This window comes from Morganella sp. BCCO 40_0007 (genome assembly GCF_032989665.1).
Taxonomy (GTDB): domain Bacteria; phylum Pseudomonadota; class Gammaproteobacteria; order Enterobacterales; family Enterobacteriaceae; genus Morganella; species Morganella sibonii.
In genome coordinates, this window is sequence record NZ_JAVBIN010000013.1 from 86,040 (window position 1) to 101,677 (window position 15,638).

The 15,638-nt window shown below is 52.9% G+C and carries 15 protein-coding genes and 1 tRNA gene; 7 read left to right on the forward strand and 9 right to left on the reverse strand.

The features are described 5' to 3' along the window. The first annotated feature begins 5 nt into the window (after positions 1 to 5). From R5268_RS16125 to R5268_RS16145, 5 genes are all read left to right on the forward strand, one after another. Entirely contained in the window at positions 6 to 1,148 is a 1,143-nt protein-coding gene (locus R5268_RS16125; protein WP_317419759.1) for a phosphoribosyltransferase domain-containing protein, read from the forward strand. After that, positions 1,138 to 1,923: a hypothetical protein gene (locus R5268_RS16130; protein ID WP_317419760.1), complete on the forward strand. Its 786-nt coding sequence runs from the start codon at positions 1,138 to 1,140 to the stop codon at positions 1,921 to 1,923. Before R5268_RS16125 ends, R5268_RS16130 begins: the two co-directional genes overlap by 11 nt. Beyond that, positions 1,916 to 2,998, forward strand: coding sequence for a cysteine protease StiP family protein (locus R5268_RS16135; protein WP_317419761.1), 1,083 nt, complete (start codon positions 1,916 to 1,918; stop codon positions 2,996 to 2,998). Before R5268_RS16130 ends, R5268_RS16135 begins: the two co-directional genes overlap by 8 nt. Then, the gene (locus R5268_RS16140; RefSeq protein ID WP_317419762.1) at positions 2,995 to 3,942 is read left to right on the forward strand and encodes an HpcH/HpaI aldolase/citrate lyase family protein; all 948 of its coding nucleotides are present in this window, start codon (positions 2,995 to 2,997) and stop codon (positions 3,940 to 3,942) included. Before R5268_RS16135 ends, R5268_RS16140 begins: the two co-directional genes overlap by 4 nt. A 165-nt stretch (positions 3,943 to 4,107) precedes the next feature. Continuing rightward, positions 4,108 to 4,590: a hypothetical protein gene (locus R5268_RS16145; RefSeq protein ID WP_046895139.1), complete on the forward strand. Its 483-nt coding sequence runs from the start codon at positions 4,108 to 4,110 to the stop codon at positions 4,588 to 4,590. 58 nt (positions 4,591 to 4,648) lie between these two features. Here the strand turns inward: R5268_RS16145 and fbaA are convergent, their stop codons facing one another. The 8 genes from fbaA to dnaQ form a co-directional block, all read right to left on the reverse strand. Next, positions 4,649 to 5,725: a class II fructose-bisphosphate aldolase gene (gene fbaA, locus R5268_RS16150; RefSeq protein WP_182107346.1), complete on the reverse strand. Its 1,077-nt coding sequence runs from the start codon at positions 5,723 to 5,725 to the stop codon at positions 4,649 to 4,651. Positions 5,726 to 5,804: 79 nt separating this feature from the next. Next, positions 5,805 to 6,968, reverse strand: a complete 1,164-nt coding sequence (gene pgk / locus R5268_RS16155) for a phosphoglycerate kinase (protein ID WP_046895137.1) — start codon at positions 6,966 to 6,968, stop codon at positions 5,805 to 5,807. Positions 6,969 to 7,037: 69 nt separating this feature from the next. Beyond that, complete coding sequence (epd, locus tag R5268_RS16160; RefSeq protein ID WP_052926407.1) at positions 7,038 to 8,060, reverse strand: erythrose-4-phosphate dehydrogenase; 1,023 nt, start codon at positions 8,058 to 8,060, stop codon at positions 7,038 to 7,040. Positions 8,061 to 8,325: 265 nt separating this feature from the next. After that, positions 8,326 to 10,320: a transketolase gene (gene tkt, locus R5268_RS16165; RefSeq protein ID WP_317419763.1), complete on the reverse strand. Its 1,995-nt coding sequence runs from the start codon at positions 10,318 to 10,320 to the stop codon at positions 8,326 to 8,328. A gap of 349 nt (positions 10,321 to 10,669) precedes the next feature. Then, positions 10,670 to 12,007, reverse strand: coding sequence for a uracil-xanthine permease family protein (locus tag R5268_RS16170; RefSeq protein ID WP_317419764.1), 1,338 nt, complete (start codon positions 12,005 to 12,007; stop codon positions 10,670 to 10,672). A gap of 282 nt (positions 12,008 to 12,289) precedes the next feature. Further along, positions 12,290 to 12,366, reverse strand: a tRNA-Asp gene (locus tag R5268_RS16175). 165 nt (positions 12,367 to 12,531) lie between these two features. Next, on the reverse strand, positions 12,532 to 12,786 hold the full coding sequence (locus R5268_RS16180) for a YkgJ family cysteine cluster protein (RefSeq protein WP_317419796.1): 255 nt from the start codon (positions 12,784 to 12,786) through the stop codon (positions 12,532 to 12,534). Beyond that, entirely contained in the window at positions 12,783 to 13,517 is a 735-nt protein-coding gene (gene dnaQ, locus R5268_RS16185; protein WP_182107353.1) for a DNA polymerase III subunit epsilon, read from the reverse strand. The genes R5268_RS16180 and dnaQ overlap by 4 nt, the downstream gene beginning before the upstream one ends. Before the next feature lie 61 nt (positions 13,518 to 13,578). Here dnaQ and rnhA point away from each other — a divergent pair, with 61 nt between their 5' ends. Continuing rightward, entirely contained in the window at positions 13,579 to 14,049 is a 471-nt protein-coding gene (rnhA, locus tag R5268_RS16190; RefSeq protein ID WP_046895133.1) for a ribonuclease HI, read from the forward strand. Positions 14,050 to 14,052: 3 nt separating this feature from the next. On the opposite strand, the gene R5268_RS16195 is transcribed toward rnhA, so the two are convergent. Continuing rightward, positions 14,053 to 14,784, reverse strand: a complete 732-nt coding sequence (locus tag R5268_RS16195) for a class I SAM-dependent methyltransferase (RefSeq protein WP_317419765.1) — start codon at positions 14,782 to 14,784, stop codon at positions 14,053 to 14,055. A gap of 40 nt (positions 14,785 to 14,824) precedes the next feature. Between R5268_RS16195 and gloB the strand changes: the two genes are divergently transcribed. After that, positions 14,825 to 15,580 carry a hydroxyacylglutathione hydrolase gene (gloB, locus tag R5268_RS16200; protein WP_317419766.1) on the forward strand — a complete coding sequence of 252 codons (756 nt, stop codon included), beginning with the start codon at positions 14,825 to 14,827 and terminating at the stop codon, positions 15,578 to 15,580. Positions 15,581 to 15,638: the final 58 nt, after the last annotated feature.

The window sequence follows — 15,638 nt, forward strand, 5'->3', positions numbered from 1 at the left end:
TCACTATGCCCGGTTTTTCCCGTCCCGGTCATCACCGGTTCACACTGACTACCGGCACGCTGGAAGTCCGCAGCGATGCCACTCCGGAAACACTGGATACCCTGTTTGGTATCGCGGAGCGGCGTAATCCGAAACGGGCATTTCTGTTTGTCAGCAAAGTGCTTGGTCGTCATATCCCGGCAGAGCCGGAAATCATGCGCGGCGTTTACCGTCGTCTTGCTGAACAGTTTCCGCAGGATCTTCCGCAGCCGGTACTGGTTATCGGTATGGCAGAAACCGCTGTCGGGCTGGGTGTGGGGGTATACAGCGAAATCCGCCGTCAGTATCCGGCGTCCCTGTATCTCTCTTCCACCCGTCATCCGGCAGACGGCGAGTTGCTGTGTGAGTTTAAAGAGAACCACAGCCACGCTACGGATCATCTGCTCTATTTCCCGGATAACCCGCAACTGAAAGCCCGGTTGCAGCAGGCGAAAACCCTGGTGCTGGCAGATGATGAAGCCACCACCGGCAATACTTTTACCAATCTGCTGACCGCATTACATGAAAGCGGACAATTACCTGATTTACAGCAGGTTGTCACTGTCACACTGACAGACTGGCGTGATACGCCGGCCACTTCTCAGCACGGATTACCGTTACAGCATGTCTCGCTGATTAATGGAAGCTGGCGCTGGGAGGCTGATCCTGATGCCACACTGCCGGAGATGCCGGATGTGAATGTCAGTTCAGCAGGCACCGTACCGATTCGCCGTCCGCTGACGCGGGTACGGCTGGGTCTGCATGAACCGCATACTGATTTCGGCCGTGCCGTGACCGCAGTGCCGGGTGAGCGGATTCTGGTGCTGGGTTCCGGTGAATTTGTCTGGGAGCCGTTCCTGCTGGCCGAACGGCTGGCGGACGCCGGGGCGGATGTGAAATTCAGCGCCCTGACCCGCTCCCCGATAGCCCCGGGGGGTGCCATTGAATCGGTAATTTCCTTTACGGATAACTACGGACTGGGGATCGCCAACTACCTCTACAATGTGGCGCATCAGTCATTTGACCGCATTCTGCTGTGCACAGAAACTGACCCGGCTGCATTTGATCCGCAGTTATTACAGGCGCTGTCCGGCTGCGCACCACTGACGGAGATTATTTATGACGACTAAACCAGTGATCCTGACCGATCTGGATGACACCCTGTTCCAGACAAAACGTAAAATGACACAGGAACAGGATCTCACGCCATTCCGCACCGGCGCACTTGACCGCACATTGCAGCCGCGCAGCTTTATGACAGAAGAACAGGCGATGCTGACAGACTGGCTGCTGGCACATACCGATCTCATCCCGGTCACCGCCCGCGGAACGGAAGAACTCCGCCGCGTCACTATCCCGTTCCGTTCGTATGCGATCACCACACACGGTGCGGTGATCCTGCAGCCGGACGGCTCACCGGAGCCGGTCTGGCAGTCTCAGATGCTGGCCGCCCTCGCCCCTTACCGTGAGCGCCTGCTGTCACTTCAGCAGTTTTGTACTGACCTGATGGCGGAGCGCGGCATTGAGGCATGGGCCCGTATTAATTATGAGTACGATGACGTGCCGGTCTATCTGGTGATGAAACACACCGACAGCACCCGTACAGATGAACTGTATGCGGTTGCCGCAGAGATAGAACAACAGTTCCCGTCAGACGGATTTTATATTCACCGCAACAGTAACAATATTGCCTGGCTGCCGGACCCGGTGGAAAAAGGCCTGGCCGTCACCCGGCTGCTGACGTTATTACGGGCAGAGCGCGGCACCTTTCCGGTTATCGGCCTCGGCGACAGTCTGAGCGATTACCGTTTCATGAAGCACTGTACCTGGTTCGGTATGCCATCCCGCAGTCAATTTGCGGATGCTGTCGCCGCCCGGATTTTCAGTGAGGTATCCGATGTATAATTTCCCCCCGTTCTCAGGCAGTTATCTGCCGGATGATGTACAGTTTCTGCTCCGGCCGGTCACCATTGATATGACACCGGTTGATGTGAAAGAGCAGCTGATTCAGTCCGGACAGAAACACTATTCCGATATGCTCAGTCAGGAGCCCGCGCCTACCGCCTGGCATCTTGATCTGTTTAACCGTGCGCTGGAAAAAGGTGCGCCGCGGCTGGCGCTGGATGTGAGTTCCCTCGCCCGTACGCTGGGTGATTATTTTGCTGATCAGCCGGTTGTGCTGGTCAGTCTGGTCCGTGCCGGTGTGCCGTTGGGCGTGATGCTGCATCAGGCCCTGCGTGATTCGGGAAAAACCTCGCACCATTACGGCATCAGCATCATCCGTGACCGCGGTATTGATACCGCTGCACTGGAATGGATCGAACACCATCACGGCACGGCCGGTATTGTGTTTGTGGATGGCTGGACAGGCAAAGGCGCTATCACCGGTGAGCTGATCCGATCGCTGAAAGACAGACCCGGCTACCCGGCCGATCCGCGTCTGGTAGTGCTGGCCGATCCGGCCGGATGCGCCTGGCTTTCTGCTGCTGACGATGACTGGCTGATCCCCTCCGGGATTATGGGAGCACCGGTTTCCGGGCTTATCTCCCGCTCCGTCTGGTCGGATACCGGCCCGCACGGCTGTGTTCATTGTGAGCACTTACAATCTTATGAATGCAGCCGGACACTGACCGGTACTGTTGCTGCATTACGCCGTCAGCAGAATACTGCGGTTTCTGCGGCGGTATTTCCCGATCCTGAGACTAAAGCCGCACTGCGGGCAAAAAGCCTCGCGGTGATCACTGCGCTGGCGGCACGCTGCGATGTGAGCGACCTGAACAGAATCAAACCCGGTATTGCCGAAGCGACCCGCGCCGTCCTGCGCCGGGTGCCGGATCATGTCTTTGTGCGTGACTGTACAGAGCCGGACGTGGAATTACTGCTTTATCTCGCCCGTCAGAAAGGGATCACTATCACGGAAGCCGGCGACGCCCTCGGGCAGTACCGCGCCGTCACTATTATCAGGAAGGTATCACCATGACTCTGCGTCTCTCACCGTGGAATTTAGGGGCTTCACTCTACATGCCCGCCACCCGCACTGATATCACAGATGCTGTTATCAATAATAAAATCAGCGGATTGCGCTCGCTGATTATTTGTCTGGAAGATGCGGTCAGTGAAACGGATCTCCCGCAGGCGCTGAATAATTTACAGGTTATCCTGGCGGCACTGACGGCAGAGAAACAACGTGCCGGTAACCAGAACTGGCCGCTGGTGTTTATCCGTCCGCGTCATCCTGAAATGGGATTATGGCTGCGGGAGCACTGTGATCTCAGAGCCATCGACGGTCTGGTTCTGCCGAAATTCACACAGCAAACGCTGCCGGTCTGGTGGCAGGTGGTACAGGATACCCCGCTGTGCATGATGCCGACCCTGGAAACTGAAGAGGTCTGTGATGTGGTGCAGATGCGGGAACTGGCACAGGTTCTCAAATCCCATCCCTGTCATGACCGGATCATCGCACTGCGTATCGGCGGTAATGACCTGATGAATGTGATTTCACTGCGCCGCCCGCGTCATCTCACACTGTATGACGGCCCGATGGGCTATGTGATTAAAATGCTGGTCGCTGTTTTTGCCCCGTACGACTTTGCCATGACCGCACCGGTGTGCGAGCACATTGATGATCACGATGTCATGACACGGGAGCTGGCACTGGATATTGCTCACGGGCTGGTGGGTAAAACCGCGATTCACCCGAACCAGGTGGCGGTGATTGAACATGCTCTGCGGGTCTCTGCCGATGAACACGCCGATGCGCTGCGGATACTGAACTCCACACAGGCGGTATTCAAATCACAGGGAGCCATGTGCGAACCGGCGACACACCGCCGCTGGGCATCTGCTATTCTGGCCCGGGCCCGGGTATACGGGATCGCACAACGGAAATCTGACGGACAACCGTTTAAAACACAAAACGGGTAATATTGCAGACAAAAATATCATCAGGCAGAATATCCGGTACTATTATATCTGAGTGCCTTGATATATTCTGGCTTGCTGATTAAATAGTACAGTTATCTGCGGCGCAGGCTGTTCCGCGATAATCGTTACTCAGTCTCTTTGTTTTTATACAGGTGTCCCCAGACTATGCAACTAAGCACACGACAGGTTCGTTTATTCACCCTGGCAACCCTGCTCGGCCCCGGAAAACCGGTTCCGTCAGATGAGATCCTGGCGACACTCCGCTGCTCAGAGGCAACACTGACCCGTACATTCAAAGAGTTACGTGATACCTGGTCAGCCGAAATCCGCTACCGGAAAGCGTCACATACCTATGAGATGACGGATGCCGGCACACTGGATCGCAAAACACTGAAGAAACTCAGTGAAGAACTGAACAGCAATGAGAGTCCGAAATCCGTGTATTACCGCGGGAAAGTGTCGCTGGATAAAGAGAAAAAGAAAGCCGTGTCATTATCGCTGACCGGCACAACAGTCAGAAAAATTAACCATCTGTCACTTCTTTCCGGCAAAACCCGCAGTGATGCGGTTGAAATGCTGGTCAATCTTCATATCGATGAGTTAATTGAATCGATAATCCGTCGTAATGAAAGCCAGCAGAAAAAATAATTCATACAAAAAAACCGCCCGGCAAAATACCGGGCGGTCTTTTTATTCACGCAACAAATTACAGAACGTTAACGCAGTTCAGTTCTTTGAATGCTTTTTCCAGACGTTCGATCATTGTCTGCTGACCGGCACGTAACCATGCACGCGGGTCATAGTATTTTTTGTTCGGCTTGTCCCGGCCTTCCGGGTTACCCAGCTGGCCCTGCAGATAACCTTCATTTTTCTGGTAGTAGTGCAGGATACCTTCCCAGGTTGCCCACTGAGTATCGGTATCGATATTCATTTTCACCACACCGTAACCCACTGCTTCTTTGATTTCTTCCGCAGTTGAACCGGAACCGCCGTGGAATACGAAATCCAGGCTGTTGTGCGGCAGGTTATATTTCTCAGAAACATAGTCCTGAGAGTTACGCAGAATTTTTGGTGTTAACTGCACGTTACCCGGCTTGTAAACGCCGTGCACGTTACCGAATGATGCCGCGATAGTGAAACGCGGGCTGATGGCATTCAGTTTTTCATATGCATATGCGACATCTTCCGGCTGGGTATACAGTGCGGAGTTATCGAGGTGGGAGTTATCCACGCCGTCTTCCTCACCACCGGTGCAGCCCAGTTCGATTTCCAGGGTCATACCGATTTTCGCCATACGCGCCAGGTACTTGCTGCAAATTTCAATGTTTTCTTCCAGTGACTCTTCTGACAAGTCGATCATGTGAGAAGAGAACAGTGGTTTACCGGTCGCGGCAAAGTGTTTCTCACCGGCGTCCAGCAGGCCGTCTAACCACGGCAGTAATTTTTTCGCACAGTGGTCAGTATGCAGAATAACCGGCACGCCGTAATATTCTGCCATCTGATGCACATGATGCGCACCGGAGATTGCACCCAGAACAGCAGACTGCTGACCTTCGCCTTTGAAACCTTTACCGGCGATAAATGCGGCACCGCCGTTTGAGAACTGAACAATAACAGGAGCACGGACTTTGGCCGCCGCTTCCAATACGGCGTTGATCGAGTCTGTCCCGACGCAGTTTACCGCTGGCAGTGCAAAATTATTTTCTTTGGCTACCGCAAAGATTTTCTGAACATCATCGCCAGTGACGACACCGGGTTTTACAAAATCAAAAACTTTAGACATGTCAAATTTCCTGTATTGGTCTTTCGGAAGTTGTCACGGGCGGCCTGCACCGCCCGTTGTTGTCATCTGATTATGACTGTTACTGTTTTGCACGCTCTTCCAGCATCACAACGGCAGGCAGTTTTTTGCCTTCGACGAATTCCAGGAATGCACCGCCGCCGGTAGAGATGTAGGAAATTTTATCCGCAATGCCGAATAAATCGATAGCCGCCAGGGTATCACCACCGCCTGCGATAGAGAACGCGTCGCTGTCAGCAATCGCGTTAGCCACGATTTCAGTCCCTTTACGGAAGTTAGGGAACTCAAACACGCCGACCGGACCATTCCACAGAATCGTTTTGGCATTTTTCAGGATTTCAGCCAGGTGGTGTGCGGATTCGTCACCGATATCCAGTACCTGCTCATCATCTTTGATGTCATTGGCTGATTTCAGTACCGCTTCTGCGGTTTCGGAGAACTCAGTCGCCACACGAACATCAACCGGAACCGGGATATCACAGGTGCTGAGTAATTTTTTTGCTTCAGGGATCAGGTCATCTTCATACAGTGAACGGCCGACATTGTGCCCTTCCGCTGCGATAAAGGTGTTGGCGATACCGCCGCCGACGATGATCTGATCCGCGATTTTGGACAGAGAATCCAGAACCGTCAGTTTGGTGGAGACTTTGGAGCCGCCGACAATCGCGACCATCGGACGTGCCGGGTTACCCAGCGCTTTGCCGAGTGCATCCAGCTCCGCCCATAACAGCGGGCCGGCACAGGCGACAGGGGCAAATTTTGCCACGCCGTGAGTCGATGCCTGGGCGCGGTGTGCAGTACCGAAAGCATCCATCACAAAAATATCGCACAGAGCGGCGTACTGTTTAGACAGGGTTTCGTCGTCTTTCTTCTCGCCTTTGTTAAAGCGGACGTTTTCCAGCACCACCAGCTCACCGGCATTCAGTTCCAGGCCGTTGAGGTAATCTTTTTCCAGGCGCACCGGGCAGCTCAGTTTATCTGCCAGATAATCAACAACCGGTTTCAGTGAAAACTCTTCGTTGTATTCCCCTTCAACCGGACGGCCGAGGTGAGAGGTCACCATGACTTTGGCACCCTGTTTCAGTGCGGCTTCGATTGTCGGGAGCGAGGCACGGATACGTGCATCAGAGGTAACTTTGCCATCTTTGACAGGAACGTTCAGGTCAGCACGGATAAAAATACGTTTACCCGCCAGATCCAGATCGGTCATCTTAATTACGGACATGGTGAATCCTCTTGTTGATTCTCTTATCAGTTAAATTGTGTTCAATTTTCTGCCGGGGCACGCCGTCCCTCAGTGAAAACCCGCCTCAGCCATTACCAGAGTGGTATCCAGCATACGGTTCGCAAAGCCCCATTCGTTATCGCACCAGACCAGCATTTTTATCAGATGCTGTCCGCTGACGCGGGTCTGTGTGCCGTCAACGATAGCACTGTGCGGATCATGGTTAAAATCCGCCGAGACTAACGGTAACTCTGTGTAGTCCACTATACCACGAAATGCCCCCGTCGCTGCGTTTTGCAGAAGGCGGTTTACATCCTGCGTGGTGACATTACTTTTGACGGTAACGCTCAAATCAATCGCCGTCACATTAATTGTAGGCACCCGGACTGAAATCGCCTCAAAATGATCTTCAAATTTAGGGAAAATACGCCTGATCCCCGCCGCCAGTTTGGTATCCACCGGAATGATGGAGTGCCCGGCCGCCCGCGTGCGCCGTAAATCACTGTGATAAGCATCAATCACCGGCTGATCATTCATCGCCGCGTGAATAGTGGTCACCGTACCGGATTCGATACCGAATCCCTCATCCAGTAATTTTATCACCGGAATGATGCAGTTGGTGGTACAGGACGCGTTCGATACAATTTTATCCTGTGCAGTCAGTGTATTATGGTTAACACCGTAGACAATGGTCGCATCCAGGTCATTACCGCCGGGATGGGAAAACAGGACTTTTTTCGCGCCGCCCGCAATATGTGCGAGCCCGTCATCACGGGAACCGTACACGCCGCTGCAATCAAGTACCACATCCACACCGAGTTCCGCCCAGGGAAGCTGATGAATATCCGCTTCATGCAGGATGCGGATCGTGTCATCGCCGACTTTCAGTGTATTTTTATCTGTCAGCTTCACCGGTTTAAAAAAGCGTCCGTGGCTTGTGTCATATTGAAGTAAGTGTGCAATACCTTCGGAATCCGCCAGTTCGTTAATAGCAACAACGGTAATCTGCGTATTACGCCCGGTTTCATACAACGCCCGCAGCACACTCCGCCCGATTCGCCCAAACCCGTTGATTGCAATTTTTATTGTCATAGTATCCTCAGAAATAGCCAAATTATCAGCGAACTAAGAATAACGGACTCACGGGTTTTTGTACGGGGTATTTATCATAGAAACCGCAATCTTTTTTATCCCGTGCGGCACAATCTGAATACCCCTGCGACTGAAACGGTTCAGCTTACTAAAGACAGGTTATGCTAAATGAAAAAAGATCGCAAGAAAGTCAGACAGGCAAAGATAAAAAAAGCGCATTCGGTCAAAAAAACCGGAATGCGCTTTCAGAATCTGTATCAGCAGATTATTTCAGCAGGGCTTTCGCCTGAGAAACCACGTTCTCAACAGTGAAACCAAACTCACTGAACAGCTGACCGGCAGGTGCAGATTCACCGAATGAATGCATGCCGACGATGGCACCCTGCATACCGGTGTATTTGAACCAGTAATCCGCAATACCCGCTTCAACAGCAACACGTGCTGTCACCGCTGACGGCAGAACAGATTCACGGTACGCGGCATCCTGTTTATCGAATGCATCAGTGGACGGCATAGATACCACACGCGCTTTACGGCCTTCGGCTGTCAGCTGCTCGTATGCTTTCACGGCCAGTTCCACTTCAGAACCGGTGGCAATCAGGATCACTTCCGGCTGACCTGCGCAATCTTTCAGGATATACGCCCCTTTTTCGATATCAGCCAGCTGCTGCGCGGTACGCGGCTGCTGTGCCAGATTCTGACGGGAGAAGATCAGGGATGTCGGGCCGTTTTTACGCTCAATCGCGTATTTCCACGCCACAGCGGATTCCACCTGGTCACACGGACGCCATGTGCTCATGTTTGGTGTCACACGCAGGCTGGCGATCTGCTCAACCGGCTGGTGAGTCGGGCCGTCTTCACCCAGACCGATAGAGTCATGAGTGTAAACAAAGATGCTGCGGATCTTCATCAGTGCCGCCATACGCACCGCGTTACGGGCATATTCAACGAACATCAGGAAGGTCGCGCCGTAAGGAATGAAACCGCCGTGCAGAGCGATACCGTTCATGATGGCAGACATGCCGAACTCGCGCACGCCGTAATGGATGTAGTTACCCGCTTTGTCTTCATTGATTGGCGCAGAGCCGGACCACATGGTCAGGTTACTCGGTGCCAGGTCAGCGGAACCACCCATAAATTCAGGCAGCACTTTACCGAATGCTTCCAGTGCATTTTGTGATGCTTTGCGGCTGGCAATGCTGGCCGGGTTGTCCTGGAGATTCTGAATAAAGGCGTTTGCATCGGCTTCCCACTGCGCAGGCAGCTCACCGTTTACACGGCGGCGGTATTCGCGGGCCAGTTCAGGGAAAGCTTTTTCGTAGTGAGCGAATTTCACATCCCACTCAGATTCAGCAGCAGCACCGGCTTTCTTCGCATCCCACTCAGTATAGATTTCCTGCGGGATTTCGAATGGCGCATACGGCCAGTTCAGTGCTTCGCGGGTAGCGGCGATTTCCGCATCACCTAACGGAGAACCGTGTGCATCCGCAGTACCGGCTTTCTTCGGCGAACCGAAACCGATAACTGTTTTGCACATCAGCAGGGATGGTTTGTCAGTAACCGCTTTGGCTTCTTCAACCGCCGCTTTGATCTGATCAGGATTGTGACCGTCAATGCCGCGCACGACGTGCCAGCCGTAAGCTTCAAAACGTTTGGCGGTATCATCAGTAAACCAGCCCTGAACGTTACCGTCGATGGAAATGCCGTTGTCATCGTAGAAGGCAACCAGTTTACCCAGTTTCAGGGTACCGGCCAGAGAGCAGGCCTCGTGGGAGATCCCTTCCATCATACAGCCGTCGCCCATAAAGACGTAGGTGTGATGATCAACAATATCGTGACCCGGACGGTTAAACTGCGCCGCCAGTGTCTGTTCTGCCACAGCAAAACCGACTGCGTTTGCGATACCCTGGCCTAACGGGCCGGTAGTGGTTTCCACACCCGGGGTGTAACCGTATTCAGGGTGACCCGGGGTTTTGGAATGCAGCTGACGGAAGGCTTTTAAGTCATCCACAGATACATCATAGCCGGTGAGGTGCAGCAGGCTGTAAATCAGCATTGAGCCGTGGCCGTTTGACAGCACAAAGCGGTCACGATCACTCCAGTGCGGGTTGGTCGGGTTGTGCTTCAGATAGTCGCGCCACAGTACTTCCGCGATATCAGCCATGCCCATTGGTGCGCCGGGGTGTCCGGAATTTGCCTTTTGCACCGCGTCCATGCTCAGGAAACGAATCGCATTAGCAAGAGTTTTACGAGAGGTCATTGTCTACTCCAGGTTCGGATAAAAAGCAGATACAGGCTATTTTCGCAGTGCCGCGCACGGATGGCAATCCTTATCACCGGTCAGAGGCAAAGGGTCGGGGCTGAAAAGACAACAATGAGACGTCAGGCGAGGCGTGTCTGAGAACAGAAACAAGACTTCGCACAGGCGGCATTTTCGCTGACTAAATCGTTTTAGCACCAGGTATTGCGCAACAGCGGAAGTGACCTATTAAACCCGATTACCACAATGAATAGCAAGCGGAAATACTGCATTCTGTGTGCTTATCCGGCGGATGGCAGGCGTTTCCTGCCGGTGACGGAAAAATTCCGCTTACCGGCAGGCAAAGATATTACTGTTTTTCTTTTTTACCGATCACACTGTCAAAATTAAATAAAAGATTCAGCACGATAGCCAGAACAAAGGTCACTATCACGCCCTGGGAAAGAATAATCCGCAACATTTCCGGCAGCTGAGAAAGGGCTTCCCCCTGTCCGTTAAACATCAGTCCGACACTGACTGAAATCCCGACAACCATCATATTGCCCATTTTGGTCATATCGACGGATTTTGTCAGTGTGTCTATCCCGGCAACAGTAATAAAAGCAAAAATCACCAGGGTCGCACCGCCGAAAACAGAAGCGGGGATCATAGTCGCAATCGCAGAGAATTTGGGAATAATACTGAGGATAATCAGGATCACTCCGCTGCACGCCGTCACATAACGGCTGCGCACACCGGAGATAATAATCACCCCCGCATTGTTAATAAAAGAGGTCAGCGGCGTACAGTTAAACAGACCGGAAATGGTCACTGCCACCCCTTCCCCGCGCATCGGAGAGTTCAGGGCATTGCCTTCCATAGAGCGGTTACACAGGCGGCCGACGGTGGAGAAAGTACCGACAGAATCCAGAGTGGCCATAAAGGTACCGAGGAACATCAGAATAATCGCGGTCAGATCAAACTGAATGCCGTAATGGGCGGGACGGACAAACGAAAACCACCCTGCGCTGCTCACCGGGCCGAAATTAACCATATCCATCACCACTGCGACCAAAGTGGCTACGATAAGGCCGATAAGAATCGACATTTCCCGCAACGCGCCTTTACCGAAGCGGTTTAACAGCACAATCACCGCGATAGTCAGCACACCGAGAAAAATACCGGCCGGGTCGCCGTAGGAAGCCTCCCCCGGATAGCCGACAATGCCGGAAAACGAAACCGGCAGCAGGGAAACGCCGAGCATAATAAGATAACAACCGATAACTATCGGTTTAAATAAGAAAGCAATTTTTCCGTACAACGGCGCAAGAAAGAACAGCAGCACCCCGGAAACCAGTGTCCCGCCGAAGACATAAGGCAGTGACTCAATTCCCCCGCCAAACTGCGAGGCGATAATAAAAACCGGCGGCATCGCCACAAACGAAGTGCCGAGGATCAGCGGCAGACTGACGCCGACATATTTGGTGATATTCAGTGACTGGATAAGCGTTCCCACGCCGGAGACAAAAATCGCCGCGGCAATCAGCAGGGTCGTATCTTCCTGCGACAGTTTCAGAACCTGGGAAATCACTATCGGCACGGCAATAGTGCCGGTAAACATGGCAAAAATATGCTGAACAGCATACGGAAACAGTTTCCGCATCGGCATCATTTCATTAACTTCATCACTCCCGGTGTTTGTTTTCATAATACAACCTCTGTGATCTGTTTTATTGTTTTTACCGGAACAGCAGCGCCAACCGCGCAACCGGTTACGGAAAACAAACAGCAAGATATGTGCCAGCACCTGAACATTATTTATTCACATAAAGCATGAGTGCGGTCACAAAGTATTATCAAAATGATAAGAGAGGTAATACCGGGGGATGATAATGATACAACGCGATTATTCAGAAAAAAATTGTACAGTGCAAAATTATACAGCGAGAAACAGAAAAGCCCTGACATTGCTGTCAGGGCTTCTGTAATCTGGCGGAACGGACGGGACTCGAACCCGCGACCCCCTGCGTGACAGGCAGGTATTCTAACCAACTGAACTACCGCTCCGTGTGTTCCTTTCGGGAACGGTGCGAATAATACGATGCCGGTTTCCGTTCGTCAATAGCTGATTTGTGTAAACCCATGCAATTGCACAGTTTTTCGCCTGAGAAACCGGTTTGATACGGAAAAGTGCACACGACATACACTATCACGCCACGCAGTCATCCGTGCTCAGGGAGACGTTTGTTTTTCCAGATCAAGAAGATAAGTCATCGCATCATCACGGCCCTCCCCGCACATTTCCCGCGAGGGCTGTAATCCGGCACAAACAGCCGGGCGCAGCGGTGAGCCGAAAATCAGACACAGATTTTGTGCTGACAACTGCACACAGCGGGTATTGGCCGGTTTCCCCTCCGGCATACCGGGAATGGGGGATGAAATGGATGGCGCAGTGCAACAGGCGCCGCACCCGCTGCGGCAGGTCAGCTCCGCCAGATGCAAGGATTGGCCCCTTTTTTCTCAGCCAGATCCAGACGTGCTTCGTGTTCCGCAATTTCCTCATCCGTGGCATATACCACGCGCAGGCCACTCTGCGGGCGGGCAATCCGCTGAATAGCCTGGACGTTCTCTTCGCCGCCGCTCTCATTATCCGCTGAAAAAGCCAGCGATGTCTGGCCGCCGGTCATCGCCAGATAGACATCCGACAGAATTTCGGCATCGAGTAACGCACCGTGCAGCAGACGTTTTGAGTTATCTATCTGATAGCGGTCGCATAACGCATCGAGGTTATTACGTTTACCCGGGAATAGTTGTCTGGCAAGCGTCAGGCTGTCGGTGATGGTACAGAATTCAGCCGTCGGCGGGATCCCCCGGTTCAGCTTGCGGAATTCATAATCCATAAAGCCGATATCGAAGGGCGCATTATGAATGACCAGCTCTGCGCCACGGATAAATTCAATAAATTCATCCGCGATATCGGCAAAGACCGGCTTATCCATCAGGAATTCATCGCTGATCCCGTGCACACCAAAGGCTTCCGGGTCCACCAGCCGGTCAGGCCGGATATACAGATGGAAATTACGGCCGGTCAGGCGCCGGTTGATCACTTCAACCGCACCGATCTCAATAATATTGTGCCCCTCGTAGTGGGCACCCAGTTTGTTCATACCGGTGGTTTCGGTATCGAGAACAATTTGTCGTGTAATATCAGTGCTCATAATGGCGTTTTGTGTCAGACTCAGGTAATTGCCAATCAATCAGAGGAAGAGTCTACCAGAGATGAGTGACAAGGTAGAAATTTTCACCGACGGCTCCTGCCTCGGAAATCCGGGCCCCGGCGGCTACGGTGCGCTGCTGCGTTATAAAGGCCGTGAGAAAACGCTTAGTGAGGGCTTTTTTCTCACCACCAATAACCGGATGGAACTGCTGGCCGCTATTATGGCGCTGGAAACGCTCAAACGCCCGTGTGATATCGTGCTGACCACGGACAGCCAGTATGTCCGCCAGGGGATCACGCAGTGGATACATAACTGGAAACGGCGCGGCTGGCGTAAAGCGGATAAATCCCCGGTAGTGAATGTCGATTTGTGGCAGCGCCTGGATTCCGCTATCACCCGCCATCAGATTGACTGGCAGTGGGTGAAAGGCCATGCCGGACATCCGGAAAACGAACGCTGTGATGAGCTTGCCCGTGCGGCGGCAGAGTCCCCGTCACAGAACGATACCGGTTATCAGCCCGCCGCTGAATAATCCTCAGCGGCGTTTCAGACAGCGCGGCGGCGTCTGCTCGCGGGCCGCGCCCACCACATTATTCAGTTTCGGCCGCAGCAGGCGCAGCTTCTGCGGTGTGAATGTCAGCGGCACCGTGCGTTTACGCGCCACAATCACTCCCAGACAGCCAAACATACGTGCATAGCGGTTGCCGGCGCTGTCCGGGTTACACCACGGGATCGGAGTGGTAAGCCGGTGATACATAATTTCGTAGTTGAGCAGACTGAGCCAGTCCAGCATGCGGAACTGTGAAAACATCCGGCTGCACTGCGGCTGCTGATTCAGACGCCACGGGATCAGTTTACGCGCCCCCAGCAGGCTTAACGGGTTGAACCCGCTGATAATCAGCCAGCCGTCCTCAATCAGGACACGGTCGGCCTCGCGCAGCAGCCGGTGCGGGTCACTGCTGTACCCCAGATTATGTGCCAGCACACAGACATCCGCGGATTTGTCCAGAAACGGCAATTGCGCCGCCTCCCCGAATACCTGTAAGGTGTTACCCTGCGGTGCCATATTCACCTGATGCGGTATCATGCAGTTGCTGCTGTCAATTTCACAGCTCAGTGCACCGATCTTAATCAGATGGAAGCCAAACATTTTCGGCCACCAGGGTGCCAGTTGTGCTTCCAGCGACTGCCGGAAGCGGCGCCCGCAGGGGATATCGCTCCACGAGTCCGGCATCGTCAGAGTTTTTGTCGCTCGTGCAGAAAACATGGCTTTATCCTTGGTTTACACTCAAAAAGGTGAGGTATCTATGGAGCTTATCAGAATTTCCGCGTTATCAGATAACTACATTTGGCTATTACGGGATAATGCGCACACCTGCGTCATCGTCGATCCCGGCGTCAGTGCGCCGGTGCTGAAGACATTGCGGGAGCAGGGACTGACCCCCTCTGCCATCCTGCTGACACACCACCATGCGGATCACACCGGCGGTACGGCTGAGATTGTCTCACACTACCCCGGCCTGCCGGTTTACGGCCCCGCTGAAACCATGACGAAAGGGGCAAATCACTGCGTACAGGATAATGACACTATCACCTGCGGCGGGCTGACATTTCAGGTTATGGCTGTACCGGGACACACACTCGGTCATGTGGCTTATTACTGTGAACCGTATCTTTTTTGCGGCGATACGCTGTTTTCCGGCGGCTGCGGCCGGATTTTTGAAGGCACACCGGCGCAGATGTTCCGCTCCGTCAGCCGTCTTGCGGCACTGCCGGATGAGACACTGGTCTGCTGTGCGCATGAATATACACAGTCCAATCTTGCCTTTGCTCACGCAGTCTGGCCGGAAAACACCGATATTCAGGCATATCAGCATTATATTGAACAATTACGCCGTAATCATGAAGCCACACTGCCCGTCACACTGAAAACAGAAAGGAAAATTAATGTTTTTCTTAACTGTGATAACATTGATCTGCAACATAATTTATCAGTAAGTAAACATACTGCGACGGCTGAGGAAACTTTTACGTCTTTACGCGCAAAAAAAGATCAATTTTAGCCGTAATCGTTGTCAGGGCGGAATAACACCAGTATGATTGCGAAACCTACAGACTGAA